Below are 25,023 nucleotides of genomic sequence, written 5' to 3'. Positions count from 1 at the left end.
TCGCCGAAACGCCCGGAGGGCCGGGCCACCGCCGGTAGCGGAGATCAGTCGGACGCGCCGAGCTGGACCTTCGAACCGAGTAGGTCGAGAGCGTTGTCGCGCATCACCTTCCGGGTGTCGGAGTACGAGAATTCGGGGAACTGCGGGATATCGGCGGTGAAGGTGGTGGGGTCGGCGAGCCCCTCGCCGTGCGGCCAATCGGAACCGAACAGGATCTTTTCCACGCCGATGGTCTCGGCGAGGAGTTTGACATCGTCCTCGTAGTAGGGCGCGATCCAGACATTGTTCTTCAGTTGCTCGACCGGGTCTTCCTTGAAGTGGTAGGGCGCTGTATTCGCTGCTTTCTTCAGCCGCTTGATCAACCGGTGGACGAAATACGAGCCGTTCTCGATGCTCACCGCCTTGAGTGCCGGGTGACGGGTGAATACCTGGTGCACGATCATCGAGGCCATCGTGTCGTGGATCGCGCGGTCGTCGAGCAGGACGTTGTCGAGCGGATCCTTCTTGCCGAACCCCTCGAACGTTGCCTTGCCGCCCCAGAGCGCGGCGATGGCGAGATAGCCGCTGTCGGAGAGGTGGAATCCCACCGGTACACCGGCTTCGGCGAGGCGGGCCCATACCGGGTCGTGCAGCGGATCGCCGAGCGAACGTGGTTTGACAATCCCGGGGACGGGGGCGGGACGAACCAGCACCATCTTCGCGCCGCGTGCCAGCACGAATTCGACCTCGGCGACGGCGGCTTCCGGGTCGGCGAGCGATATGATCGGTGCCGCGATCATCCGCCCGTCGGGACGGTCGAACCCCCAGTCCTCGTCCAGCCACAGGTTGAACGCGTGCAGGGAGGCCATCGTGGCCGGGATATCGTGCTTGAGCGCCTCCTCGACACCGCAGGCGAAAGTCGGCAGCATGAATACTGTTTCCAGTTTCTGCCGGTCCAGAACCTGCACCCGGGCCTCGCGGTTCTGGTATTCGGGATGATCCGGCAGCCGGTCCAGTTTCATCAGCGAACCCGGATCCACCCCTTCGGGGATCTCGCCGCGGAACAGGAGATCGAGGCAGCCCGGTTCGACGATCGGGTCGAATGTTGGGTTCGGGACGAAGTGGTTGACCTTCTCGCCCATCACTGCCAGCGTGCGTCTACCACTGGTGACCATCTGGACGCCGCGCGACCTGAACTCTTTCGGCAGATGGCGGGTGAACGCATCCAGCGGTTCGTAGTAGTGGTTGTCGACATCGATGGCGAGATAGTCCAGTTCGGTCATTGTCGTGTCCTTCTATTCGGCGGCGGTATGCGCAGTGGCCGCCTCGATCTGGGAACGGAAGGCCGCAAGTTTCTCCGTGGCAGTGCTCTGATGGCGACTGCGTGCCTTGATGCTGACGTCATGACCGGCCGAGGCAGCGCGCAGTGCGCCGACGGTGGCCTTCTCTCGCGGTACGTGCGCGAAGGGGTCGAACGAGTACCACCTCATGGCATTGAGATGAGTCATCTTCCGGATTTCGTCGTCGGTGACGTTCTCCGCGCCGAACACCGAATCGAGTTCCTCCGGCGCACCCGGCCACATCGAATCGCTGTGGGGGTAGTCCATTTCCCAGGCGATATTGTCGATACCGATCTCGTGGCGCAGCCGGACCCCGATCGGGTCGCTGATGAAGCAGGTCAGGAAATGGTCGCGGAACACTTCGCTGGGCAGCTTGCCGCCGAAGTTCTGCATCGTCCAGGTGGAGTGCATATCGAAGGTGCGGTCGATACGCTCCAGGAAATAGGGGATCCAGCCGGTGCCGCCCTCGGAGAGGCCGATTTTGAGATCGGGGTACTCCTTGACCGGGCGTGACCAGAGCAGGTCGGCCGCCGCGGAGACGATATTCATCGGTTGCAGCGTGATCATCACGTCCGGTGGGGAGTCCGCGGCCGGGATGGAGAGCTTGCCGGACGAGCCGATATGGACGTTGAGCACGGTGTCGGTATCCACCAGTGCCTTCCACAGCGGGTTCCAGTGCTCGTGGTGGAAGCTCGGGTAACCCAGCGCGGCCGGGTTCTCGGTGAAGGTGAGCGAATGCACGCCCTTCTTCGACACCCGGCGCACTTCCTCGGCGCACAGTTCGGCATCCCAGATCACCGGCAGTGCCATGGGGATGAAACGGCCGGGATAGGCGCCGCACCATTCGTCGATATGCCAGTCGTTGTACGCCTGCACCAGGGCCAATGAGAAGTCCGAGTCCTCGGTGGCGAACAGGCGGGCGGCGAAGCCGGGGAAGGACGGGAAGTTCATCTGCGCCAGCACACCGCCGGCGTTCATATCCTTGACCCGTTCGTCCACGTTGTAGCAGCCGGGGCGGATCTCGTCGAGGGCCTCCGGTTCCAGGCCGTATTCTTCTTTCGGGCGGCCCGCGACGGCGTTGAGTGCCACATTCGGGATCACCCGGTCCCGGAATTTCCACATATCCGCACCGTTCGGCATCCGTACCAGGCGCGGCGCATCGTCGGCGTATTTCGCGGGCAGGTGGTTGGCGAACATATCGGGCGGTTCGATGATGTGGTCGTCGACGCTGATGAGAATCATATCGTTCTTGTCCACGGAGGTACTCCCTTCGAGCCCTTTACTGTAAGTAGAACTATAACGCTGCCGAAGTGGCCGTGACCGGTGGTTCGGCCGCTGTCGGGTCCGGGTTCTCGATCGGCAGGCCCATGAACCGGCGGGCATTGTCGCCCAGGAAGTCCCAGGTGCGCCGGTTGTCCATACCCTCCGCGTACTTCCAGTACGCCCTCGGCTCGGGCAGCCCCTCCGGATGCGGGTAATCCGAGCCGAACATCACCTTGTCCCAGCCCACGGTTTCGGCCACATCGCTGACCGACCCCTCCCAGAACGGGCTCACCCAGATATTGCGGCGGAACACGTCCAGCGGGTCTTCGGGGAAGTTCTGCGGCATCTTCTTGGTCAGATCCCGCAGATCGTGGAACAGCGGGTGGATCCACGAACTGCCGTTCTCCACGCTGGCGATCCGCAGCCGGGGAAACCGGGTGAGGGTGCCGTGGCAGATGAGGCTGCCGATCATGTCCGAGATCTCCCGATGTCCGAGTGCCAGCCAGCGGAACGAACTCATGGCCATGAAGTTCGCGGTGGCGGGCGGCTCCCATTTGTTCACGTACTCGTCCAGCGGCGGCTGGCTCGCGTGCAGCACGATCGGCAGACCCGCATCCTGGACATCGCGCCAGAACGGATCGAACTCGGGCAGTGCGGGTGACCGCCAGCCGTTGACGCCCTTCACCGGGGCGGGTTTGATCAGTGCCACTTTCGCACCGTTGTCCAGGATGTACCGGAGTTCCCGGCGGGCACCGTCGACCTCGGCGCAGTTGATGATCGGGGTGCTGAAGATCCGGTCCTGGTAGGCGAAGCTCCAGTGCTCCAGCATCCACCGGTTCAGCGCGTGGATGACGGCCATGGTCAGCTCGGGGTCGTCGGCCGCGGAATGCTCGACCAGGCTGGCCAGTGTGGGGTAGTTGAGCGTCTCGCGCACCCCCTGGTGATCGAGTTCGGTGATCCGGTCCGCGGGATTGCGGGTGGCGGCCGGTGCCTCTATTGCGCTGCCCTGCATTTCGCGCAGGGTCAGGCCCTCGGTGTTCTCGCCGGCGAAGAATTTCTCGTGTGCGCCGGGCGCGGCGACCCGGTCGAAGGTCGGGTTGGGGATGAAATCGGTGATCCGGCCGTTGATGGCGAGCCGGGTGTGCCGCCCGATCCGGACGTACTGCACCGCCCGGCGGTACTTGTCGGGCAGGTACCTGATCAGTGCGTCGGCCGTCTCGTACATATGCGAATCGGCGTCGAAGATCGGGATATCCGGTGCTCGGGTCATATCGAGGTTCTCCTGAACGGCTATTTGGCGACGAACCTGGTCGCGTCGAGAATCAGGACGACCCGGTCCTCCGTGTCCGCGGGTGGAGCGCTTTCGGTGTCTCCGTAGAGGTGGTCCAGTTCCGCGTAGAACTTCCCGTCCTCGTCGCCCTGGACGGTCACCAGCCAGCCGCGGATCTCGAGGCGGCGTGCCGGTGCGTCCGGGTCGGTGAGGAGGAACGAGTAGTTCGGGTTGGCCTGCAGGCTGGTGAATTTCCGTCTCGGGATCGTATGGCTCATCCGCAGGTGTGCGCCGTCCCAGGTGAAGCGCATCGGGGTCTGATCCGGTGATCCGTCGGGGGTTACGGTCGCGAGGATGCCCACGAGGGGTCGATGCAGCAGATCCTCGAGGCCGCCGGGAATTTTCGAGCTCATCACTCCACCTCGCAACTCGCGGGTCGAAACGATTACCGTTGATATTACCGTAAGCTACCATTTCCTTGCCGGATGCGGCACGGTCCGTGGCTCCGCAATCTATACGGTAAGCCTATCTGTAAAAGCGAGGACAACGACGATGCAGCGAATGATCGCACCGGAGATATCGACCTGGCCGGACAGCGACTTCCGGCTCGTGGGCGGGTCCTGCGGTGACTGCGGGGCGACGGTCTTCCCGGTGCAGGAACTGTGCCCGCGGTGCAGTCGGCCGGCGTTCGGGGCCGTGAACCTGCCGGCCGAGGGCGTTCTGGTGTCCTGGACCACTCAGGGATTCCTCCCCGGAGCGCCCTACCTCGGCAACGAGACCGCGAAGACGTTCGTCCCGTTCGGCGTAGGGCTGGTGCAGCTCGGCGACGTCATCCGGGTGGAGGGCAGGCTCACCGAGAATGAGCCGCAGAAACTGCAATTCGGCATGCGGGTCGGCCTGACCACTGTTCCGCTCGGCACGGACGCCGACGGTAACGACGTACTCACCTTCGCCTTCCGGCCGCTGTAGACGACCAGGAGTTTCCCATGACCAATGATATCGCGATCATCGGTGTCGGCCTGCATCCCTTCGGCCGCTTCGAGGGCAAGACGGCGATGCAGATGGGCGCGGACGCGATCCGCGCCGCACTGGGCGATGCCGGACTGGAGTGGAAGGATATCCAGTTCGCCGTGGGCGGCAGCTGGGAAGTGGCCAACCCGGACGCGATCGTAAGCCTGATGGGGCTCACCGGTCTGCCCTTCACCAATGTGTTCAACGCCTGCGCCACCTCTGCCAGTGCCACTGAGGCCTGCGCCGACGCGATTCGGCTCGGCAAGTACGATATCGGGATCGCGATCGGCCTGGACAAACATCCGCGCGGTGCGTTCACCGTCGACCCCACCCTGGTCGGGATGCCGAAATGGTACGGCGAGAACGGTCAGTACCTGACCACCCAGTTCTTCGGTATGAAAGCCAACCGGTACCTGCACGATCACGGAATCTCCCAGCGCACGCTGGCCAAGGTGGCGGCGAAGAACTATCGAAACGGTGTGCTGAACCCGAACGCCCTCCGCCGCAAGCCGATCGCGGAGGACGATATCCTGGCAGCGCCGATGCTCAACTACCCGCTGACGCAGTACATGTTCTGTGCGCCGGACGAGGGCGCCGCCGCGGTGATCATGTGCCGGGCCGGCCTGGCGCACCGCTTCACCGCCAAGCCGGTGTATGTGCGCGCGGTCGAGATCCGGACCCGCACATACGGTGCGTACGAGGTGAACACGACGTACGCGCCGGTGCAGGAGGATGTCGCGCCGTCGGTCTACGCCGCGCGCGCCGCGTTCGAGGCGGCCGGGATCGCGCCGTCCGATATCGATGTCGCCCAGTTACAGGACACCGACGCCGGCGCCGAAGTGATCCATATGGCGGAGACCGGTTTGTGCGCGCACGGCGACCAGGAGAAGCTCATCGCCGAGGGGGCCACCGAAATCACCGGCGCGATACCGGTGAACACCGACGGCGGTCTCATCGCCAACGGCGAACCGATCGGCGCCTCGGGGCTGCGGCAGTTGCACGAGCTGGTGCTGCAACTACGCGGCACCGCGGGGGAGCGGCAGGTGCCGGGCGATCCGAAGGCGGGCTTCGCACTGCTCTACGGTGCACCCGGTACCGCCGGGGCAACGATCGTCACCACCTGAAGTGTGCCGGTGAGAGCGCCCCCCAGCTCGCGGATCGCACGCTGATCATGTCGGCGGGAGCGGGGGTAACGGGCGCATCGTCGCGGTACGCGCTGTGGCAGTGGGCGCTAATAACCCTGCTCGCCTCGCTATCCCGGCGCTGCGGGAGTCGGCGCGGGCGGGTCGGTTGCTACCGGTGCGAATGGCTGTTGTGCACCGAGGAACTTCCCGAAAGATGGCGGCGGGCCCGAGGTGTGGCTGCGGCGCCGGTGCTCATCAGGTGAAATCCGAACCGCCGTCGACATTGATATCGGCGCCGGTCATATACGAATTGCGCCGGGAGGCGAGGAAGGCGACGACCGGACCCATCTCCTCGGGCAGCCCGGCGCGCGGCAGTTGGGCAGGGTGCCCGAAGTGCTCGCCGATCGCCGCCATGAGGTGGTAGGGGTTGTCGCTGTCGACGCCGGCCGACCGGGCCCAGCCTTGTAGCGCGGGCGTCACGAAGGTGCCCGGCGAGACCACGTTGACCAGGATTTCCTCCGGGGCAAGCAACAGGGACAGATTCTTGGAAATGCTGGTGACCATCGCTTTGGCGGCGGTGTAGGCCACCAGGCCGGTGCTCTGCCGCCGGGTGGACTGTGCGGAGAAGTTCACGATGCGCGCCCATTCGGCGCGGCGCAACAGTGGCAGCGCGGCCTGGACGCAGTGCACCATTGTCATCGCGCCGTGGTCGATCGCCTCGCGCCATTGTTCGGGGGAGAGGGTGTCGAACGTGCCCTGGACATTCGGCCCGACCGCGTTGACCAGCACGTTCAGCCGGCCGTCCCAGCGGTCGCCGAGTTCGTCGAAGAGTGCACTGACAGCGGCGGTATCGCGTACGTCCGCGGCCAGGCCGAGCGAATCCGGGCTGCCGCGCTCGGTGAGATCGCGGGCGGCGTCCGCGACACCGGTCGCCGAGCGACCGATCACCGCGACGCGGGCGCCCTCCTCGGCGAGGCAGCGCGCGGTGGCGAGCCCCATTCCGCTGCTGCCGCCCACCACGACCGCGGTTGCGTCAGCGAACCCCAGATCCATCGTCGGTCGCTCCCATCCGTACTGCTGTACGTCCAGAGACTCAGCATGTGAACAGTCGGCTGCCCGAATGACGGCACCGCCGCGCGGCGATCCAGACGGTCTGGCCGAGTTGGTCTCGGTAGTTGAACTGTAAGTGCAACGGTATAAGTTACCGTATAGTGGTGTACGGCGTTGCGGTACGCGTGGTGAATCGATGATCGCGGCCGGTTGTGCCCGATAGGCGGTGAGTTCGATGCACAGGTACGAGCCCGGCGCGACACTCGGTTCCGCGGGGTGGGACATTGCTACCGATTCATACCTCCGGACGGGCGCTGGGTGATCTACTGGCTACCGGTGCGGGCTACCCGGTACAGCTGCTCCGGCAGCCGGGGCTACACGGACGGAATTCCTATCGATCGACTCGCCACCTGATGCGATGGGCCGACCATTGCGCTGAGAGGGACAAGAATGACGAATGCGCGAGGCTGGAAGGAAACGCTCGAGGATCTCGACGGCCGCCGGGAACGGTCGGCGGCCATGGGCGGTCCCGAGCGGGTGGCCAAACATCGGGCGAAGGGCAAGCTGACGGCGCGGGAGCGGATCACGCATCTGCTCGATCCCGGGACGTTCCAGGAGTTCGGCTCGCTGGTCGGCGGTGAAATCGCCGCCGACGCCGTCGTCACCGGTGCGGGCCTGATCGATGGGGCACCGGTTATGGTCGGCGCCGAGGATTTCACCACCGTGGCGGGAACCATCGCACCGGGTAGCAACGCCAAACGCTATCGCCTTGCCGAGCTTGCGGTACGAAACAAGGTCCCGCTGGTGATGCTGCTGGAGGGCGCGGGGTTCCGGCCCACCGGCGCACACTACGGGCGGACACCCACCGATCTACTCGCCCAGGCCCGGTGTTCGGGCCGGGTGCCGATGGTCACCGGGGTGCTCGGAGCGTCGGCCGGCCACGGCGCGCTCATCGCCCCGGTATCCGATTTCGCGATCATGAGCCGGCAAGGTGCCATCTTCACCGCGGGACCGCCGGTGGTGCGGGAGTCGACGGGTGAGGACATCAGCAAGGAGGATCTCGGCGGCCCCGGTGTAGCCGTGCCGAGCGGCCTCATCCACAACCTGGCCGACGACGACGAAGACGTGCTCGACGATATCCGGCGGTATCTGTCCTATTTCCCGTCCAGCGCGTGGTCGTATCCGCCCGCGCTGCTCTCCGACGATTCCACCGAGCCGCGGCCGACCCCGGAACTGCTGGACATCATCTCGCGGGACAACCGCAACACCTACGACATCCGGGCTGTCCTCGACGCTGTCTTCGACACCCCCGACTGGTTCGAGGTCCAGCCCGGCTACGGCACCGCGATCGTCTGCGCCCTGGCCCATCTCGGAGGGCATCCGGTGGCGGTGGTCGCCAACCAGCCGCAGGTACTCGCCGGTTCGATAGATACCGCCGCCGCCGACAAGGCCGCGCATTTCATTTCGGTGGCGGATTCCTTCCATCTGCCGCTGGTGTTCCTCGCCGACAATCCCGGCATGCTGCCCGGTAGTGAATCCGAACGCGAGGGTGTGCTGCGCGCGGGCGCCCGGATGTTCGTCGCTCAGACCACGGCGACCACGATCAAACTGCACGTCACGCTCCGTAAGGCCTACGGATTCGGTTCGATGGTCATGTCGCTCATCAGTTTCGACGATCAGACAGCGACCTTCGCCTACCCCGGCGCGACCATGGGGGCGATGAGCGCGGCGGCCCTCGGGCTGGCCTCGGGCGCGGACGAGGATATCGCGGCGCAATTGCGGGAAATGGAATTACTGGCGTCCTACCACTCGGCCGAACATATGGGTTTCGACGAACTCATCCGCCCGGACGAGACGCGCGATGCCTTGCTGACCGCCCTGCGGCGCGGGATCTTCGCGCGACAGGAAGCACCGCAACCGGTGACGCGCTCCGCAATCGTTCCGTGAACCGGGTGCGCCTCGGGTGGACAGGGCGCCGGGATACGGCGCCGGAGAACTCGATGAGCCGTCGCAGTATTTCGCAGCGTTGTGGTTGTGGCACAGTTTCCGGCAGCGACAAGCTCCTACCGCGAAGGACGAACGATGCCCGACCGCCGCCCTCGGATGACCGATCTCGCTGACCCGAAGGTCGTATCGTGACCGGCCTGGACGCTGTCGTTGTCGAACGGCGCGACCGCGTGCAGATCATCACGATGACGCGGGCGGCGAAACGTAATGCCATCGACGCGTCCATCACCGCCGGTCTGGACGCCGCGTTCAACGAATTCGAGGACGATCCCGATCTGTGGTGCGCGGTGCTCACGGGCGGTGCGGAGTTCTTCTGCGCCGGCGCCGACTTGGCCACCGGCCCCGGCGAGCCCACGCCCCGGGGCGGAATCGGCGGACTCATCCAGCGCCGGCGCACCAAGCCACTCATCGCGGCGGTCGAAGGTTTCGCGCTCGGTGGCGGCTTCGAACTCGTGCTGAGCTGCGACCTCGTCGTAGCCTCGCGGACCGCGCGATTCGGTTTGCCCGAGCCGAAACGCGGTCTCGTGCCGGATTTCGGCGGAGCATTCCGGGCCGCCCGGGTTCTGCCTGCGAATATTGCCCGGGAAATGCTGCTGACCGGACGGGACCTGTCGGCCCAGCGCGCCGAGAATCTGGGTTTGGTGAACGAGCTGACCGAGCCGGGCGGCGCCCTCGACGCCGCCGTAGCCCTCGCGGACGAGATCTGCGGCAATGCACCGCTGGCCGTTCGTGAGGCGCTCGCCCTCGTCAACCACGAGATCCACGGAGACGAAACCGCGGCATGGGCACGGTCGAATGCCGCGCATCAGCGACTGTTGACCTCGCGCGATGTCAGCGAGGGGGTCGGCGCGTTCTTCGAGAAACGACCGCCACGGTGGACCGGCGAGTGAAGCGAGCGCCCCGGCCGTGTTCAGCGGCGGGCCGGTGTTCGGTAGCCGATGGTTTTCGTCTCGAGGTACTGCTGGAAGCCCTCCAGGCCGCACTGGCGACCGACGCCGCTGTTCTTGTAGCCGCCGAACGGGGCGTCGGCGCCGTAGAACATGCCGCCGTTGACCCCGATGGCGCCGGCCCGTACCCGGCGCGCGATCGCCATCCCGCGCTCGGCCGAGGCGGACAGCACCGCGCCGGCGAGGCCGTAGGGGCTGTCGTTGGCGAGGCGTACCGCCTCGTCGTCGTCGGCGAAGGGGGTCATCACCAGGACGGGGCCGAAGATTTCGTCCCGCGCGATGGACAGGCTCGGATCCTCGCAGACGAATACGGTCGGTTCGACGTAGTGACCGCCGGTCAGATGTGCAGGCAGGTCTTTCGGTTCGCCGCCGCCGGTGATCAGGCGGGCGCCGTCGCGTACCGCCCGCTCGTAGGCGTCGAGCACCTTGGTGCGCTGCGCCGCGCTGATCAACGGCCCCACGATGGTTTCCGGTAGTGCCGGGTCGCCCACCGCGACCCCGTCGAACGCGGCAGCGACACCGGCGACCATCTCGTCGAAAATGGACCTGTGCACGAGCATCCGGCTCGTTGCGGCACAGGCCTGCCCGGCGTGCACGCACACACCGGCCGCGCTGCGCAGGGCGGCCCGGGGGTCGGCGTCCTCGAGCACAACGAGCGCGGATTTGCCGCCCAGTTCGAGAAAGGTCCGTTTCATGGTGTCCGCGCCCCGCCGCATGAGCATGCGGCCGACCGCGGTCGAACCCGTGAACGAGATCAGATCGACCCGCGGATCGGTGGCCAGCAATTCGGCGACCTCGTTGGACGGGGTCGGCACGATATTCACCACCCCGGCAGGGATATCGGTGCGCTCGGCGACGAGCCGCCCGAGCCGGGTCGCGTTCCACGGCGTGTTCGGGTCCGGTTTCAGTACCACTGTGTTGCCTGCGGCGAGCGCCGGTCCCAGCTTGTTGAGTACGACCTCGATCGGGAAGTTCGACGGGCAGATCGCGCCGACCACGCCCACCGGCTCCTGGACGACCGTGCGTACGTTGCGGTGGCCGAACAGGCCACCGCCCTCCAGTTCACGCTCCCAGGGGAATTCGTCGATCAGGTGGGCCGGATAACGCAGTGCTTCGGCCAGTGGCCAGTCCAGCTGGGCGATCCGTGTGGTGGCGATCGGGCAGCCGGCCTCGGCGACGAGTTCCTCGCGCAGGGCTTCGCTCTCGGATTCGAGGGCCTGCTGGAGTTGTTCCAGGCACCGCTGCCGCAGGGCGCGGTTCGTGGACCAGTCGGTCGCGTCGAAGCCGCGCCGGGCCGCGGCGATCGCGCGCAGCATATCCTCGGCACCTGCCGCGGCCGTACTGCCGAGTACCTGCCCGGTGGCCGGGCTGACATTGTCGAACGTTTCGCCCGAGGCGGCCGGTACCAGTTCCGCATCGATGAGCATCCGGGTTTCACAGCGTTCTCCGGCCCGGCGACCCAGTTCCAGGCTGGGGGCATCGTTCTGTTCGTCGATCTCGCCCACATCTGCCTCCCGTCCGGCGGCGTTCTTCCACCGATGAAGAGATCGTACGGTAGGAGTAACCGTAGGCGTTACTGTAGCGGGAGTTAGTGCGGTTCAGAGGACTTTCACGGCAGCATCGATGGCTCGCCACGCCAGGTTTATCTCGGCTTCGGTCGCGCCGCGCAGGATCGCGCTCTGTAATGCCATGCCGGTGGCGAAGTTGATCGCATTGAAGCCGTTGAAGCCGATTCTGGCGATTCTGTCGCCTGCCAGTAAGTCGAGTGCAGGCCGCACGGCGGCGCCGAAGACTGCCTCGGTCGGGGCGACGATAACGTCTCTGCCGGCCGAGATCGTATCGAGGACGGTGAAATAGTCGCGTGCGTTCGCCGGCCGGGAACCGATCGCGGCGACCACGTGCGGCATGTCCACGGTGAAGTGAGCGTTGTATCCGGCCATCGTCACGTGTCCGAGCGAAAGGTCGCAATTGTGGGCCAGTTCGAAGTGGCGCGCCCAATGCGGCTCGACGTCACCGCCGGTGAACTCCCCGTGCAGGTTCCGCAGGAACCGGCTCATCACCTCGATACTGAGCCGGTGGGCGTAGTCGGGGTCGTCGAACTCCGATTCGTTTCGCTGCAGTGGCAGTATGGCGACCTGTTCGAGGGCGTCCAGGCCGAGCGCGAATGTCGCGCGGCGGTCCTTGTGCCGGGCAAGGATTTCGGTGATCTTGTTCAGGCGGTCGGCGGTGACCTCCAGTCGTGGCAGCGATGGGCCACCCGGCAGGGTCTCGAGGTCGGCGAGGGTGACGATTTCGGACACCTCGGTGGCGTCGAGTTGTTCGCCGCAGGCGGCGGCCGCCGAGGCCGAGGGGGCGCCGGACGCGGGTTGCACCTGCGCGAGTAGGGCGACGACAGTCATGCAAGAGGTCACGATGCCCCGAACAAGTGTGCTGCGCATGAACCGGAGCCTAGGTAGAGATCGCGACCGGTGTGGTGCCGGAGCGGAATGCTGGGCTGACATCCAGCCGAACCTGCCGATCCGCTGTGCCTCTCGACACCACGGTCGGACAACAGTCGAAGCCGTGTGGGTCATCGGACGTATGCGCCCCCAATGGAATTCGTGAACCCCCATTCCGGTGTCGTTTCCGAATGTTACTGTTGCCATTACTGGATGTGTATCTGTTCGCAGGTTGCCCCGCCGGGCCGCCAGGCGGCGAGCTCGCGCCGACCGCGGGTGAGGAGTGCCGATGTCGCAGGTCGTCGGGTTTGTCGGAGCGGGCCGGATGGGGGAGCCGATGGTGTACCGGATGGTCGCCGCGGGCTATCGGGTGCAGGTGTACGCCAGGCGGGAACCGGTACGGGAGCGACTACGCGCCGGCGGGGCCACGGTGGTGGATTCGATCGCCGAGGCCGCCGCATCCGCTGATGTCGTGATCCTGTGCCTGTTCTCCGACACCCAGCTCGTCGAAGTCCTCGGCGGTCCGGACGGAGTGTTCGCCGCGGCCCGGCCGGACGCCGTCGTCGTATCGCACACAACCGGCACCGTCACCACCGTGACCGGCCTGGCCGCGCGGAACCTCGGCGGACCGACGCTGCTGGACGGGCCGGTGAGCGGTTCCGCCGACGATATCTCCGCCGGAAAACTGACCGTTCTGCTCGGCGGTGCCGGGGCGGCGGTCGCGCGGGCCCGGCCGGTGCTCGAAACCTATGCGAGCACCATCATCGCCACCGGCGCGCTGGGCACGGCGTTGAGCGTGAAGCTGGTGAACAACGCCCTGTTCGCGGCGAACGCCCAGATGGTCGCGGCCGCCCTGGAACTGGGCACACACCTCGGCATCGGGGAGAAACAGCTGCTGGACGCGCTGGCCGTCTCGAGCGGCCGTAGCTTCGCCGCGAATTCGATCGGACTGACCGGGGGCCTGGCCGAGTTCGAACAGGTGGCGGCCCCGTTCCTGCGCAAGGATATGGCGGCCTGCCGGGCGGCGGCGGCCGACCTCGGCATCGATATCGGCCGGCTCGGCGCCGTTATCGACGGTGGTCCCTTCGACCTCGGTTAGCCCCAACGGAAAGTACGCACTATGAACAGCAGGACCCCTGATACGTTCATGGACAAGCACGCGACAGGCGTATCGGCGGCCGAGTGTCGTGATCCGGCCGCGATCCTGGCGAACCAGCGGCAGGCGTTTCTGCGCGAGGGTCCGCCGAGCGCCGCGGTCCGCCGGGACCGTATCGACCGGTTGATCGCGATGATCCTGGACAACACCGATGCCTACGTCGGCGCTCTCGTCGCAGATTTCGGTACGCGGTCCCGCACCGGCATCCTGTTCGCGGAAATCATGGGCATGCTCACCGCGATCGAATATGTGCGTTCCCACCTGGCCCGCTGGATGCGACCGCGCCGGCCCGGCCGGACGGCCCGCCTGTACGGAATCCGCGCGGAGGTCCGGCCGTGCCCGCTCGGCGTGGTCGGCATAGTCGGCCCGTGGAACTTCCCCCTCAACCTGGTGATTCTGCCCGCCGCGACCGCGTTCGCCGCCGGAAACCGTGTCATGATCAAGATGTCGGAGGTCACCGGGCACACCGCAGAACTCACGCGGCGGCTGGCGGCGCAGTATTTCGACGAATCCGAGCTCGCTGTCGTCACCGGCGGCCCGGAGGTGGGTGCGGCCTTCACCGAACTCCCGTTCGACCACTTGTTTTTCACCGGCTCCACCCGGGTCGGCCGGCTGGTGCAGCGGGCCGCGGCACGGAATCTGGTACCGGTCACGCTGGAACTCGGGGGAAAGAACCCGGTGGTCGTGGCCGCCGACGCCGATCTCGACCGGGCCGCGGACCGGATCGCCCGGGCCCGGATGGTCAACGGTGGTCAGGTCTGCGTCTGCCCGGATTATGTGCTGGTGCCGCAGGACCGGATGGATCCCTTCGCCGACGCCCTGGCCGGTGCCTGGCGGCGGATGTTTCCCGAGATACTCGGTAACGCTGACTACACCGCCGTGGTGAACACAGCGAACTACGAGCGTGTCGTGCGTCTGATCGACGACGCCCGCGAGCGCGGCGCCCGCGTCGAACCGATCGCGCCGGCCGGCGAAACTCTGCCCGACCCGAACCTGCGGAAGATCGCGCCGACGATCATCCGCGAGGTGACCGACGAGATGGCCATCGCCTCGGAAGAAGTATTCGGACCGGTCGTGACCGTGCTGGCGTACCGGGAGCTGAGTGAGGTCGTCGACTACATCAACCGGCGACCCGCGCCCCTGGTGGCCTACTGGTTCGGGCCGGACGGGGCCGATTTCCGCACCTTCGTCGCGAATACGCGCAGCGGCGGTGTGGCGCGCAACGAATTCGCCATCCATATGTTCCCCGACGACGCACCGTTCGGTGGCGTCGGCGACAGCGGCATGGGGGCCTACCACGGTAAGGCCGGATTCGACACCTTCAGCCACTACCGCACGGTGGTGGGCACCGATCTGCCGATACCGATCACCAGCTTGGCCGCGCCGCCGTTCGGCCGGTGGACCGGGCGCCTCGTCGGTCTCGCATTGCGTAACGCGCGCCGGCGCACCCACCGGCGGCTTCGCTCAGCCCCGGTATCGCCGACGCCGGACAACCCCACCGCGTCGGCCGCCCGCCACTTCGCCGCCGGCGACCGTGCCGCGCCGCGCGGCGTATCTCCGGTGGCCGAGCCTGCTGCAGGCAGCCCGGCCAGAGCCCGCCGGATGTGAACCGGCCTACGCCACCGCATCAGACGAACGAGGAGCCACCGTTGTCCCCTTCTTCCGCAACAGGGTCCGAACAGCTGTTCAGCCTCGTATCCGTCACCGATACCGCCGCCGGCGTGGTCCCGGACCGGGAACTGATCGTGCAGGGCGACCGCCGCCATACCTATGCGCAGGTCGCCGACCGCTCCCGGCGACTGGCGGCCTACCTGCACACCCAGGGCCTGGGCTGTCATACCGAACGGCACGATCTCGCCGGCCACGAGGTCGGACAGGACCTGCTGGGCCTCTACGCCTACAACGGCCCGGAGTTCGTCGAGAGCATGATCGGTGCCTTCCGGGCGCGGGTGGCGCCGTTCAATGTCAACTACCGCTATGTCGAGAACGAACTGCAATATCTGCTGGCCGATTCGGGCGCCACCGCGCTGGTCTACCATGCCGCGTTCGCGCCGACACTCGCCGAAGTACTGCCGGAGCTGCCCGGGCTGCGGGTACTGATCCAGATCGCCGACGCGTCCGGTAACGAGCTGCTCGACGGCGCCGTCGACTACGAAACAGTGCTCGCCACCACCGAACCGGAACCGCTCCCGGTCGAACCCGCACCGGACGATCTCTACGTTCTCTACACCGGCGGCACCACCGGGATGCCGAAAGGTGTGCTCTGGCGCCAGCACGATATCTATATGGGAGCCTGCGGTGGCCGGGATGCCAACAGTGGCGCCACCGTCGGGTCCTACGAGGAAATCGCGGAACGAACGCGGGCCAATCCCGGGATGAAACTGCTGCTGATCCCGCCGCTGATCCACGGCGCCGCGCAGTGGGCCGTGCTCACGGCAATGACCAGCGGACAGACGATCGTCATGTCCCCGGTCACCGACCGGATCGACGCCGCGGAGATCGTGCGCACCATCGACCGGGAGAAGGTCTCGGTCGCCATCGTGGTCGGCGATGCGATGGCGCGCCCGGTCCTGGCCGCAGTGGAGGCCGGAACTGCGGATATGTCCTCGCTGGTGGCGCTCGCCAACGGCGGCGCGGTGCTCACCCCGGCCGTCAAAGAACGCTGGATCGCCGCGGTGCCGGGACTGGCCGTGCTCGACGGTGTCGGCTCCTCGGAGACCGGGGCGCAGATGCATCACGTATCCGCGGCGGGTTTCGTCTCGACCGGGAAGTTCTCGGCGGGCGCCGATACCCGCGTGGTCGCCGAGGATTTCGGCACCGCGCTCGAACCGGGCCACGACGGAATCGGCTGGCTCGCGCAACGCCGGTTCACCCCGCTCGGCTACAAGGGAGACCCGAAGAAGACCGCGGCGACCTTCCCAGTGATCGACGGCGTGCGCTACGTCTTGCCCGGCGACCGCGCCCGCCTGCTCACCGATGGTTCCATCGAATTACTGGGCCGCGACTCCGCCACCATCAACTCCGGCGGTGAGAAGATCTTCGCCGAGGAGGTGGAGGTCGCGATCTCCTCGCATCCGGCCGTCGCCGATGTGCTCGTGGTCGGCCGCCCCAGCGAGCACTGGGGCCAGGAGGTGGTGGCTGTGGTCGAGCTCGTCGAGGGCGCCACGGCCGTTTTCGACGAGTTGGTCGCCCATGCCGCGCATTCCCTCGCGCGCTACAAACTTCCGAAAGCAGTGGTGTTCCGGCCCGAGATCATGCGCAGTCCCGCGGGTAAGGCGGACTACCGCTGGGCCCGCGAACAGGTTGCCGCCGAGTCCTGACCACCGCCGCGACTCGGGTTCAGGTGACCGCCGAGCCAGGTGCGGATATCGTCGAAGGCGGCCTGCGCCATCGGGGTCGGGTGTCCGGTGAACCCGTGGGGCGAGTCGGGATAGATGCGGAGATCGATATCTGCGCCGGAGGCCGATAGTCGAGCGGCCATGGCCAGGTTGTCCTGAAGCAGGATATCGGCGTCGCCGACGACCATGAGGATCGGCGGCAGGCCGGTCAGGTCGGCGTAGATCGGAGAGAGGTCGGGGTCCGTGCGGTCCGGTGCGGTGCCGGCGTATGCCTCGAGGAAGTACTCGTCGGCGATCAGGCGTCCGGCCGGTGTCTGTGCGCTCAGATCGTAGGTCCCGAATTGCAGCACAGCACAGCCGAATGCCGTGGCGCCCTGATCACGCAGGCGCAGCAGTGTCGTCATCGCCAGTGTCGCGCCGGCCGAAAAGCCGCCGATAGCGAGCTTCGCTGTACCGAAACGGCGCTCGGCGTGCTCGGCGAGCCAGAGCGCAGCGGTTTCGCAATCGTCCGGCGCGGCCGGCCACGGATATTCGGGCGCGAGCCGATAGTCCACGCTCGCGACAGCGATGCCGAGTGCGTAGGCGAGCCGGCGATTGCGGAGGTCGCTTGCGGCCGCTGACCCCATGTAGAAACCGCCTCCGTGGATTTCCAGAAAGACGCCTTTCGCCGCGGTGTCCCTGGGAGTGTGGAACCGCAGTGGGACACTGCGTCCATCGGCGGCGACGAGTTCTTCGACTGCCGGGGGACTCACCGGGGCAGGCTCGGGCATGTCGGCTCGGACAGCGCGGAGCTCCTCCGGACTGCTCGGACCTCGTCCGGCTGCACGGCCTGCATAGAAAGCGCGTGACTCGTCGGCGAGCGGCCGGAGGCGAGGATCGATCAGATCGGTCAGCCCGAAGTGCATGGACACCTACAATAGCGCAAGAGCGACGACCTACCGACAATGTCATTGCCGGGGAGACACCATGTTTCGCCGATTACCATCGGCGAGATGCTGGACAAAGCCCGTGGTTCCCTCGCCCTTCCCTTCACCATCGTCCGCAAGGGCTACGCCCCGGAAGAAGTCCGGAATGTATCTCGATCGATTCGATGCCGAACTCCGCCGAGTCGCCGAGGAACGCGACGCCGCCCGCGCCGCCCGCGCCGAGCTCGCCGCGGCTCGCGGGTCATCGAGCCCGAGCGATCCCTCGAACACCGAAGGGTTCAACCTGATCCAAGAACTCCGCCGCGAGGTCGACCGACTTTCCGCCCCGCTGAATCCGGAGAGTGCATAGCCTCCCCTGCGGGGATCGAGGCCGCCGGGTCTCCCGGTTCGGAGGATAATGGATACACCTTTCCCGATGATCCGGGACCGATAGAACGGGTCGGCGTGCCGGTCCACCGGCCCGGTCCGGACGGGCAAATGACCTTTCTGTAGCGTCTCAAAATTCGCGGCATGTGCCGGTTAGCTGACCTCGGTGTTTCCAGTTTGTGTCGGGCGTCGCGGCGAGGGTTTGTCTCGGTTCGATGCCATTTCTTCGGGATGGTGTTGGTTGCAACAGAACGGGAACAGGCAGTCAACCACTACGCCGAGGCCAAGCCGGAATGAGCGCGGGCTCGAATTGCCCTCTGGCGAAGGAAGAAACGAGGCCGCCGACTGTCGGTAGCACCTGCCATCATGCACGCTATGACGAATTCCGACCCGTTGGCCCCATTCCAGTGGTTCCACGGCGGTGACTGCCTGCTGGGCGAGATCTTCACCGTGGCCTTCTTCCGCGGGCTCGACCCGTCGGAGGTCGTGCGCCGCTTCAGCCGCGGCGAGGACCACGGCCAGGAATCGGACTTCGACGGGCTCATGGAGCAGGCCACCGAGTTCTCCATCAAAACCGGCGGAGGATCCGGGGGAGGCACCGTGGGTGTCTTGCGGGTCGGTGAGTGGAGCGTGGCCATCGAGCCGATCGGGTGGATGGCCACGCTCCCCGATGTCCTGGCCGAATTGTCGCGTGATTGTGAGGTACTGGCCATCACTCGGCACGACTACGCCGACCGAAGCCTCGCATACGCGATCGACGGCACGATTGTCACGGGCTACAACTTGGAGTGCCCCCACCTTCGGCACGGTTCCGAGCCCGACCGGCTCAACGGGTTCATGCGGGAACTCGGCATAACGCTGGAGGTGCGGGACGACGAGAACGATTGCGACGACGAGTACGACTGGGACGAGAGTGATCGGGAGGCGGACATCGACTACTCTGCTGCCCTGCCGAGAGCTTTCGCCTTGGCCGCCAAGCTCACCCACGTGCGGTTCATCCCGGAAATCCTCGATCGTGCGATGCTCGTCGGACCCGTCGCGTACAGGTGATCGTCCAGTAGCCGCAGCGACGAGTACGGAATCTCCAAACCATGGCGGATCCGCCACATCACCGCCACTCATTCTGAGAGTCCGTCACGAGTTCTTTTGGTAGTTCGCGATTGTCTCAGGGCGAACGTGTCCTGTGACAGTCAATCTCTCTCTGTGCCAATGACTCTTACTCGTGCGGCCGTTCTGCCACTACAGTTTGCCGTTGTGTTGATCGTATCGGGCGGGACGCGGTGCTGTTCGCCGCTGCGAACTCGCCCGGTGTCACCAGTTGCGAATATCCTCCGCGGAAAGTTCCCCCAACGCCCACATCCCCAACACCCAGGCGAACACTGAGCTGCTCGACCTCGGAAACCGATCTCTACCAGTTCGTACTATCAGGAGCCAGAATGAGTCGTACCACCCCGCCGCGGCCGCTCGACGTCACCGTGCTCTTCCCTCAACTGGCCCCGCTGGCACGCACGGCGACCCGGCTGCATCCTCGCCCCGGGTCCCCGTCACCGCACGACAGCTCCGTCGGTGGGCCCCTGCTGTGGCCTACCGGCGAGCCGTGGCCGCACTGCGAAGGACCGCACGTGTGGGACCGAGTGAACGACATCCTCTCACCGGAGGACGTACGGCTGCGGCGGCGCATCCGGGCAGCAGCGGCGAGCCGACCGCAGGGCGATCCCCGGATGTCCCGGTACACGCCTGAGGAGCTGGCGATCGATGAGCGGATCAATGCCGGCCGCCCGTGGCCCGAGGGTCCGATCGCCATGCTGCCCGTGGCCCAATTGTACTTACATGACGTCCCGCTTCTGCGCCCGCCCGGCCAGACCGACGCCGATCTGCTCCAGGTGCTGTGGTGCCCCTTCGACCACCCGGCCCACCCCAGAACCGCACTGTTCTGGCGGTCCGCCGCGACCGTAACCGAAGTCCTCGACGCACCGCCCGAGCCGCCCGCGATCCAGTTCCCCGACTATCTGCCGGAGCCGTGTCTGCTCGAACCGGAGCAGGTGACTGAGTATCCCAACGCCATGGAGTTGAGCGAGGAGCTGCAGCAGCAACTGAGGGACTGGAGCAGGTGGCAGAGGGGCGGAGACGTGGTGGACAGCTCCTACGAGATCGCCCCGGAGGAGTTCTACGGGAACAAGCTGTCCCTCGCCCCCGGCTGGAAGGCCGGTGGCTGGACCAGGTGGGGCCTCACCGATCCCGTGTCCCGCAACTGCCCCGAATGCGGCACCGAGGCAGACCCGCTGCTGACCATCGCCACGACCGAATGGGACTCCGGCAGCGATAGCTGGGCCCCCGAAGAAGGCCAGGCCCACCCCACCATGCTCGATATCGCCCGGGGCTACGATCTGCAACTCCATATCTGCCCGGCATCCTCAGACCATTCGCACATTGAACTGATCCAGTAACGTCCAGCACCGTTGACCACCACCCGGATCGCCATTCGAATTTCCTCGTGACCACCAGGTAACCGATCCATGCCAGGTTTCCGAGGTCAGTACTGCAGGTCGGTCCAAGGGATGTCGACCGGAAAAGGGAAGCCGAACCGAACTCCGCTCTCATCGTCGTGGGTCCACTCGCCCGCCAGGAGGTAGCTCTCCGGGCGGAGAGGGTGTACGCCGTCCGGAAGCTCGCCGTGTTTGCTCTCCAGTGCATAGGCGCGGATCGTGGCGATTGCACTGTCCCGGCGGGACAGTGTCACCTCCCAATACCAGGGGATACCGGCACTCGCATACCGCCCCTTCTTCGCCTCCATGTCGGATTGCGTATTCGATGGAGACAGGGCGTGGGCCGTTCTTGCATGGCTTTGCGAGTGCAGCGTTCGAATGCCGCGGTCATCCGGTAGGTGAATGTCTGGTGCTCAGCAGGCCCGCGCCGAACCCATACCACCCGGTCATCCCACAGTTCGATCTGCTGGGCGATCTCTTCGGGCAGCTGTTCCAGCTCATCCCAGGTCATGTACTCCGGAAGATCCGGCTCTTCGGCCCACGGCAGAGATATAAAGCCATTGTAGGTCGCAAACCCTGGCTTCCCAGCGGGGCGGCCCCAAGTCGTGGCCGAGTTTTCTGAGATTCCGGTGAACGTCTACGCCGCCGAGGTCGGTCTCGGATGGCGCAGCGCCGATCCCGGGGCGTGGTTGAAGTCCTCGACCGACTGGCTTTACCGCACCCGTCGTTTCACCCGCTGATCGCGTGCTCAGCACGGTCGGCGCAAACTCCTCGCGATACCACTCGTCAGCCCGCCAGGTTGTGTAGTGTTGCCGCACAACGTATCCGGAGGGGCGTGAGATGGAACCATTGACAGAAATCGTCACCGCTTTGATTGCTGGTGCCGCCGCGGGCGGCCAGGAAGCAGCATCTGCAGCGGTGCGTGACGCCTATCTGGCCATCCGCAATCGCATCAGCCGCAGTGGTGATGCGGAATCTGCGGTGGCGATCGAGGCCAACGAGGCCGAGCCGGGCGGCGATATCCCGGCGATCGAAGCCGCCGTGGTGCGGGCAGATGTCGTTGATGACGCCGACCTGCGGGCCGCCGTGGTGCGGTTGTTGGCGGCGGTGCCGTCCACGCATGCCGACCTGGCGAGGACTCATATCGATGCCACACACGCCAAAGGTGTGCAGTTCGGCAACGGCAACATCCAGAACAACACATTTCATTGAACCAGCCTGATATGCGACCTGCGCCTTCGCGGAATACTGCTACCCAGGGAAGTGGCGATGGAGCCCGCCGCGGCATCCGATCCTGATCGGACGGGCCTGGTCGGCGCCGAACCGGCCGGATCAATAGTGGGTCGCCGAAGACGACATCGTGGTGAACGCGGTGCTCGAACAAGCGTTGTTCACCCGCGGCAGAACCGATTTCCGTTTCACGGCAACAGGATCTATACAACAGCCCGATGGGCGGATCTCAATATATTTCACTGGTTTCTATCGAGGCATTGAGGGATTCAAGAATCGCCGGATCCATCGGTAGCGTCGGCGATGCCCTCGATAACGCGCTTATGGAATCGGCGATCGACCTCTGTCTAACCGAGCTGATCGACCGACAGAGCGCCTTCTCGGGGCGGGTAGAGCCCGAGCAGGAAACCGCCTCCTGGGCGCACTGTTACAACACCGCGCGCCTGCACTCAGCGATCGGATACCGGCCACCGGTTGAGTACGAACACCTCTACCATCGACAGACCACCACAGCCGAGGTGGCCTGAACCGAGTCGCCACCGGATCCAGGACGGTTCATTCTGCATCCATGCAGAAACCAGCGCCCCCACCCGGTAGATCGAGATACAACCCGACGATAGTCAGGCACTCGATTCGGCGAGTTTCAGCGACGTGTATTGACCGCCCGTATCCGACAGGAGTACTTTCACCGTTAATTGTGGTGGGAGGGGCGCGAATTGGCGACTGGCCGGTCGCATCGGAGAACGGATCGGTGGGGATGGGAACTGACCAGAACGACGCTGCGGGCGCCGATAGCGGCACCGGCTGGGTGTTGGATGCCCGTGGCGGGCAGGGGATGCAGTTCGGTCACTACAACACCCAGGTCAACATCGACGCACGTACCTGGATCACCGATGCGGTGCGAGCACCGTTGCGGGACAAGATCTCCGGTGCGATCGAGTCCCCGTATCGGGGGCTGAAGTGTTACACCGAGCATGACGCTGCCTTGTTCTTCGGGCGAGAGTCCGCAATCGATGCGGTGCTGGAGGTTCTTTCGCAGCGGGTGCGGGAGCCGGCGATATTGCTGGTGTCCGGGGTATCGGGTGCGGGGAAGTCCTCGCTGTTACGGGCGGGGGTCGTACCTCGGTTACGGGCGACCGGCCTGAAGGGCACCGCAGGCGCCCACGAATGGCCGTGTCTGCTGTTCACCCCCGGTAAGGACCCCCTGGACGCGTTGGCGGGATCGATCGCGCAGGCGGCACAGGTGAGCGCTTCAGCGGTACGCCGCGACCTGGACATCGATCCAGCGGGGTTTGCGCTGACCGCGGCCCAGGCCGCAGGCCCGCCGGAGGCCGCAGGCGGGGCACCTGGCCGGCGGGCGCTGCTGGTGATCGACCAGTTCGAGCAACTGTTCACCCAATGCGGTGACAACACGCAGCGAGCCGGGTTCGTCACCGCGCTACAGGCTGCCGTGGTGGCGAAGGCAGCATTGGTGGTACTGGTGGTTCGCGCAGATTTCGAATCCCGGTGTGAGGATTACCCGCAGCTGATCGACGCGGTCCAGAACCGGTACCGGGTGACCGCGATGACAGACGAGCAACTGGCCATGGCGATCACCGAACCGGCCAAACAGGCCGGCTACCGTGTCGATGACGACCTCCGTGACCGGCTACTGCGGGAAATCCGCTCCCGCACAATCGGTACCACCGAAACTGGCGGTCAGATCCCGTCGGTCGCCGGGGTACTGCCGCTGCTGTCCCACGCACTGGACACCGCGTGGCGCGCCCGAGCCGGGAACACCCTCACGGTGGCCGATTACGAGCGATCCGGCAGGATCGGCGGCGCGGTCGCTCGCAGCGCGAGTCGGACGTTCAACGCACTGCCGGATCACCGCAGGGTGGTGGCCCGGCAGGTCTTCACCCGCCTCGCGGTCGCCGCCGGTGACGGCACCGACACCGCCGACTGTGTCCCCCGAACCGATCTGGCCCGTATCCCCGGGTCCCGTGCCGATGTCGACGCGGTCCTCGAAGCCTTTGCCGCCGAACGACTGCTGACCCTCGGGTCCGGAACTGTGGAGGTCAGTCACGAGATCGTGCTGCGGGAGTGGCCGTTGCTGCGGGATGTGTGGTTGGCCGAAACTCACAATACCCGCGCAGTCTGCACCCGGCTGCGGACCGCGGCCGCCGAATGGAATAGCCGCGGCCACGATGCCGCCTACCTCTACAGCGGCAGCGTCCTGGACACCGCGGTCGCCGCCGCCGACAGGGTCGCCGCCGCTCCTGGTCGGTACCCCGAGCTCGGCGACACCGAGCACGAGTTCCTTGCCGCCGCTACCCGGGCCGGGAAACGGCGAACACGGCAAAACCGCACCGCCGCCGGCGCAGTGCTGTTGCTGATCGTTGTGCTGACCGCCACCATGATCACTGCGTTCGACCTGCGTGAACGGGAGGCCGTACAGCGTGAACTAGCCGTGGTGCGGGACCTGATCAGCCAGAGCGAGCTCCTTGCTACCGGAGATCCGTTCGGGTCGAAGCTCAGTGCGGTCGCCGCATGGCGTCTCAGCGAGAGTCGTGAAGCCGAGGCAGCGATGCTCAAAGCCGCAGCGAACCCCCACCTCGCGGTGCTGGCTAGTCAGAATGGCCCCGTGAACGGAGTGGCGTTTAGCCCGAAGGACGGTACCCTGGCCACGACCGCCGGCGATTCTGCCAACGAGGACGAACGGCTGCGGCTGTGGGGCGTGGCCGGCCACAAGAAGATCGACGAACCACTGACCGGCCATACCAGGTTCGCTTGGGCGGTCGCGTTCAGCCCCGACGGCAGCAAGCTCGCCACCAGTAGCGACGACGGTGTGGTGCTGCTGTGGGACGTAGCCGGCCGCAAGCAGATCGGCGGTCCGCTCACAGGCCACCGCGGTGGCGTATATGCGGTCGCGTTCAGTCCCGACGGCAGCACGCTCGCCACCGGAGGCTGGGACAACACGGTCCGGCTGTGGGACACAGCCGCACACAAGCAGATCGGTGACGCACTCACCGGCCACGACGAGCGCGGCGCTCGTGAGCGGCGTGGTCGCGGTGGCGTTTAGTTTCGACGGCAGCAAGCTCGCTACCGGTGGC

22 protein-coding genes and 1 pseudogene are annotated in these 25,023 nt (G+C 66.1%); 14 read left to right on the top strand and 9 right to left on the bottom strand.

Translation table 11 applies throughout. The features are described from left to right. Positions 1 to 44: 44 nt before the first annotated feature. The 4 genes from ON22_RS13000 to ON22_RS12985 are packed head-to-tail and all read right to left on the bottom strand — an operon-like array spanning position 45 to position 4,265. Positions 45 to 1,262 carry an amidohydrolase family protein gene (locus tag ON22_RS13000; protein ID WP_033241901.1) on the bottom strand — a complete coding sequence of 406 codons (1,218 nt, stop codon included), beginning with the start codon at positions 1,260 to 1,262 and terminating at the stop codon, positions 45 to 47. 12 nt (positions 1,263 to 1,274) lie between these two features. After that, entirely contained in the window at positions 1,275 to 2,576 is a 1,302-nt protein-coding gene (locus ON22_RS12995; RefSeq protein WP_081595546.1) for an amidohydrolase family protein, read from the bottom strand. Between the two features lie 37 nt (positions 2,577 to 2,613). Further along, positions 2,614 to 3,852, bottom strand: a complete 1,239-nt coding sequence (locus ON22_RS12990) for an amidohydrolase family protein (protein ID WP_033241902.1) — start codon at positions 3,850 to 3,852, stop codon at positions 2,614 to 2,616. Positions 3,853 to 3,872: 20 nt separating this feature from the next. Further along, a complete protein-coding gene (locus tag ON22_RS12985; RefSeq protein ID WP_033241903.1) occupies positions 3,873 to 4,265 on the bottom strand; it encodes a pyridoxamine 5'-phosphate oxidase family protein in 393 nt (130 codons plus the stop codon). Between the two features lie 139 nt (positions 4,266 to 4,404). On the opposite strand from ON22_RS12985, the gene ON22_RS12980 reads away from it, so the two are divergent. Together ON22_RS12980 and ON22_RS12975 are read left to right on the top strand one after the other, a co-directional pair. Further along, positions 4,405 to 4,821, top strand: a complete 417-nt coding sequence (locus tag ON22_RS12980) for a Zn-ribbon domain-containing OB-fold protein (RefSeq protein ID WP_033241904.1) — start codon at positions 4,405 to 4,407, stop codon at positions 4,819 to 4,821. Between the two features lie 17 nt (positions 4,822 to 4,838). Further along, on the top strand, positions 4,839 to 5,987 hold the full coding sequence (locus ON22_RS12975) for a thiolase family protein (protein WP_033241905.1): 1,149 nt from the start codon (positions 4,839 to 4,841) through the stop codon (positions 5,985 to 5,987). 255 nt (positions 5,988 to 6,242) lie between these two features. Here the strand turns inward: ON22_RS12975 and ON22_RS12970 are convergent, their stop codons facing one another. Then, the gene (locus ON22_RS12970; RefSeq protein ID WP_033241906.1) at positions 6,243 to 7,040 is read right to left on the bottom strand and encodes an SDR family NAD(P)-dependent oxidoreductase; all 798 of its coding nucleotides are present in this window, start codon (positions 7,038 to 7,040) and stop codon (positions 6,243 to 6,245) included. A 447-nt stretch (positions 7,041 to 7,487) separates the two neighbouring features. Between ON22_RS12970 and ON22_RS12965 the strand changes: the two genes are divergently transcribed. Further along, positions 7,488 to 8,984, top strand: a complete 1,497-nt coding sequence (locus tag ON22_RS12965) for an acyl-CoA carboxylase subunit beta (protein ID WP_033241907.1) — start codon at positions 7,488 to 7,490, stop codon at positions 8,982 to 8,984. 188 nt (positions 8,985 to 9,172) lie between these two features. Continuing rightward, positions 9,173 to 9,934, top strand: a complete 762-nt coding sequence (locus ON22_RS12960; RefSeq protein ID WP_081595545.1) for an enoyl-CoA hydratase-related protein — start codon at positions 9,173 to 9,175, stop codon at positions 9,932 to 9,934. 20 nt (positions 9,935 to 9,954) lie between these two features. Here the strand turns inward: ON22_RS12960 and ON22_RS12955 are convergent, their stop codons facing one another. Further along, the gene (locus ON22_RS12955; protein WP_081595571.1) at positions 9,955 to 11,418 is read right to left on the bottom strand and encodes an aldehyde dehydrogenase family protein; all 1,464 of its coding nucleotides are present in this window, start codon (positions 11,416 to 11,418) and stop codon (positions 9,955 to 9,957) included. Between the two features lie 171 nt (positions 11,419 to 11,589). Then, on the bottom strand, positions 11,590 to 12,492 hold the full coding sequence (locus ON22_RS12950; RefSeq protein WP_051157573.1) for a DUF5995 family protein: 903 nt from the start codon (positions 12,490 to 12,492) through the stop codon (positions 11,590 to 11,592). 226 nt (positions 12,493 to 12,718) lie between these two features. Between ON22_RS12950 and ON22_RS12945 the strand changes: the two genes are divergently transcribed. The 3 genes from ON22_RS12945 to mig all read left to right on the top strand — a co-directional run bounded on the left by ON22_RS12945 (position 12,719) and on the right by mig (position 16,905). Continuing rightward, positions 12,719 to 13,528, top strand: coding sequence for an NAD(P)-dependent oxidoreductase (locus ON22_RS12945; protein WP_033241909.1), 810 nt, complete (start codon positions 12,719 to 12,721; stop codon positions 13,526 to 13,528). A 48-nt stretch (positions 13,529 to 13,576) separates the two neighbouring features. Further along, on the top strand, positions 13,577 to 15,193 hold the full coding sequence (locus tag ON22_RS12940) for a coniferyl aldehyde dehydrogenase (protein ID WP_081595543.1): 1,617 nt from the start codon (positions 13,577 to 13,579) through the stop codon (positions 15,191 to 15,193). Between the two features lie 74 nt (positions 15,194 to 15,267). Then, positions 15,268 to 16,905, top strand: a complete 1,638-nt coding sequence (gene mig / locus ON22_RS12935) for an acyl-CoA synthetase (protein ID WP_033242437.1) — start codon at positions 15,268 to 15,270, stop codon at positions 16,903 to 16,905. Here the strand turns inward: mig and ON22_RS12930 are convergent. Then, complete coding sequence (locus ON22_RS12930; protein WP_051157572.1) at positions 16,866 to 17,828, bottom strand: alpha/beta hydrolase; 963 nt, start codon at positions 17,826 to 17,828, stop codon at positions 16,866 to 16,868. The two genes, mig and ON22_RS12930, sit on opposite strands and share 40 nt — an antisense overlap. A 166-nt stretch (positions 17,829 to 17,994) precedes the next feature. Here ON22_RS12930 and ON22_RS12925 point away from each other — a divergent pair, with 166 nt between their 5' ends. The 3 genes from ON22_RS12925 to ON22_RS12915 all read left to right on the top strand — a co-directional run bounded on the left by ON22_RS12925 (position 17,995) and on the right by ON22_RS12915 (position 20,662). Then, complete coding sequence (locus ON22_RS12925; RefSeq protein WP_033241910.1) at positions 17,995 to 18,198, top strand: hypothetical protein; 204 nt, start codon at positions 17,995 to 17,997, stop codon at positions 18,196 to 18,198. Between the two features lie 392 nt (positions 18,199 to 18,590). Next, positions 18,591 to 19,265, top strand: a complete 675-nt coding sequence (locus ON22_RS12920) for a DUF6461 domain-containing protein (protein WP_033242439.1) — start codon at positions 18,591 to 18,593, stop codon at positions 19,263 to 19,265. A gap of 386 nt (positions 19,266 to 19,651) precedes the next feature. Continuing rightward, positions 19,652 to 20,662: a hypothetical protein gene (locus tag ON22_RS12915; protein WP_033241911.1), complete on the top strand. Its 1,011-nt coding sequence runs from the start codon at positions 19,652 to 19,654 to the stop codon at positions 20,660 to 20,662. 86 nt (positions 20,663 to 20,748) lie between these two features. Here the strand turns inward: ON22_RS12915 and ON22_RS38420 are convergent, their stop codons facing one another. Beyond that, entirely contained in the window at positions 20,749 to 21,009 is a 261-nt protein-coding gene (locus ON22_RS38420; protein ID WP_306306593.1) for a hypothetical protein, read from the bottom strand. A 297-nt stretch (positions 21,010 to 21,306) separates the two neighbouring features. Between ON22_RS38420 and ON22_RS37955 the strand changes: the two genes are divergently transcribed. From ON22_RS37955 to ON22_RS12895, 4 genes and pseudogenes are all read left to right on the top strand, one after another. Next, positions 21,307 to 21,441 carry a hypothetical protein gene (locus tag ON22_RS37955; protein WP_255218532.1) on the top strand — a complete coding sequence of 45 codons (135 nt, stop codon included), beginning with the start codon at positions 21,307 to 21,309 and terminating at the stop codon, positions 21,439 to 21,441. A 109-nt stretch (positions 21,442 to 21,550) separates the two neighbouring features. Next, entirely contained in the window at positions 21,551 to 21,913 is a 363-nt protein-coding gene (locus ON22_RS12905; RefSeq protein WP_156052203.1) for a hypothetical protein, read from the top strand. 151 nt (positions 21,914 to 22,064) lie between these two features. Next, positions 22,065 to 22,458 (top strand): annotated as a pseudogene (locus ON22_RS37950) (integrase core domain-containing protein); the annotation flags it as partial. Between the two features lie 230 nt (positions 22,459 to 22,688). Beyond that, positions 22,689 to 24,992, top strand: coding sequence for an NACHT and WD repeat domain-containing protein (locus ON22_RS12895; protein WP_043740118.1), 2,304 nt, complete (start codon positions 22,689 to 22,691; stop codon positions 24,990 to 24,992). The last annotated feature ends 31 nt before the right edge of the window (positions 24,993 to 25,023 follow it).

The sequence above is a fragment of the Nocardia carnea NBRC 14403 genome, from assembly GCF_000308515.1.
GTDB classification, from domain to species: domain Bacteria; phylum Actinomycetota; class Actinomycetes; order Mycobacteriales; family Mycobacteriaceae; genus Nocardia; species Nocardia carnea.
The sequence above is the reverse complement of the archived record's forward strand: the minus strand, read 5'-3'. Positions and strand labels throughout refer to the sequence as shown.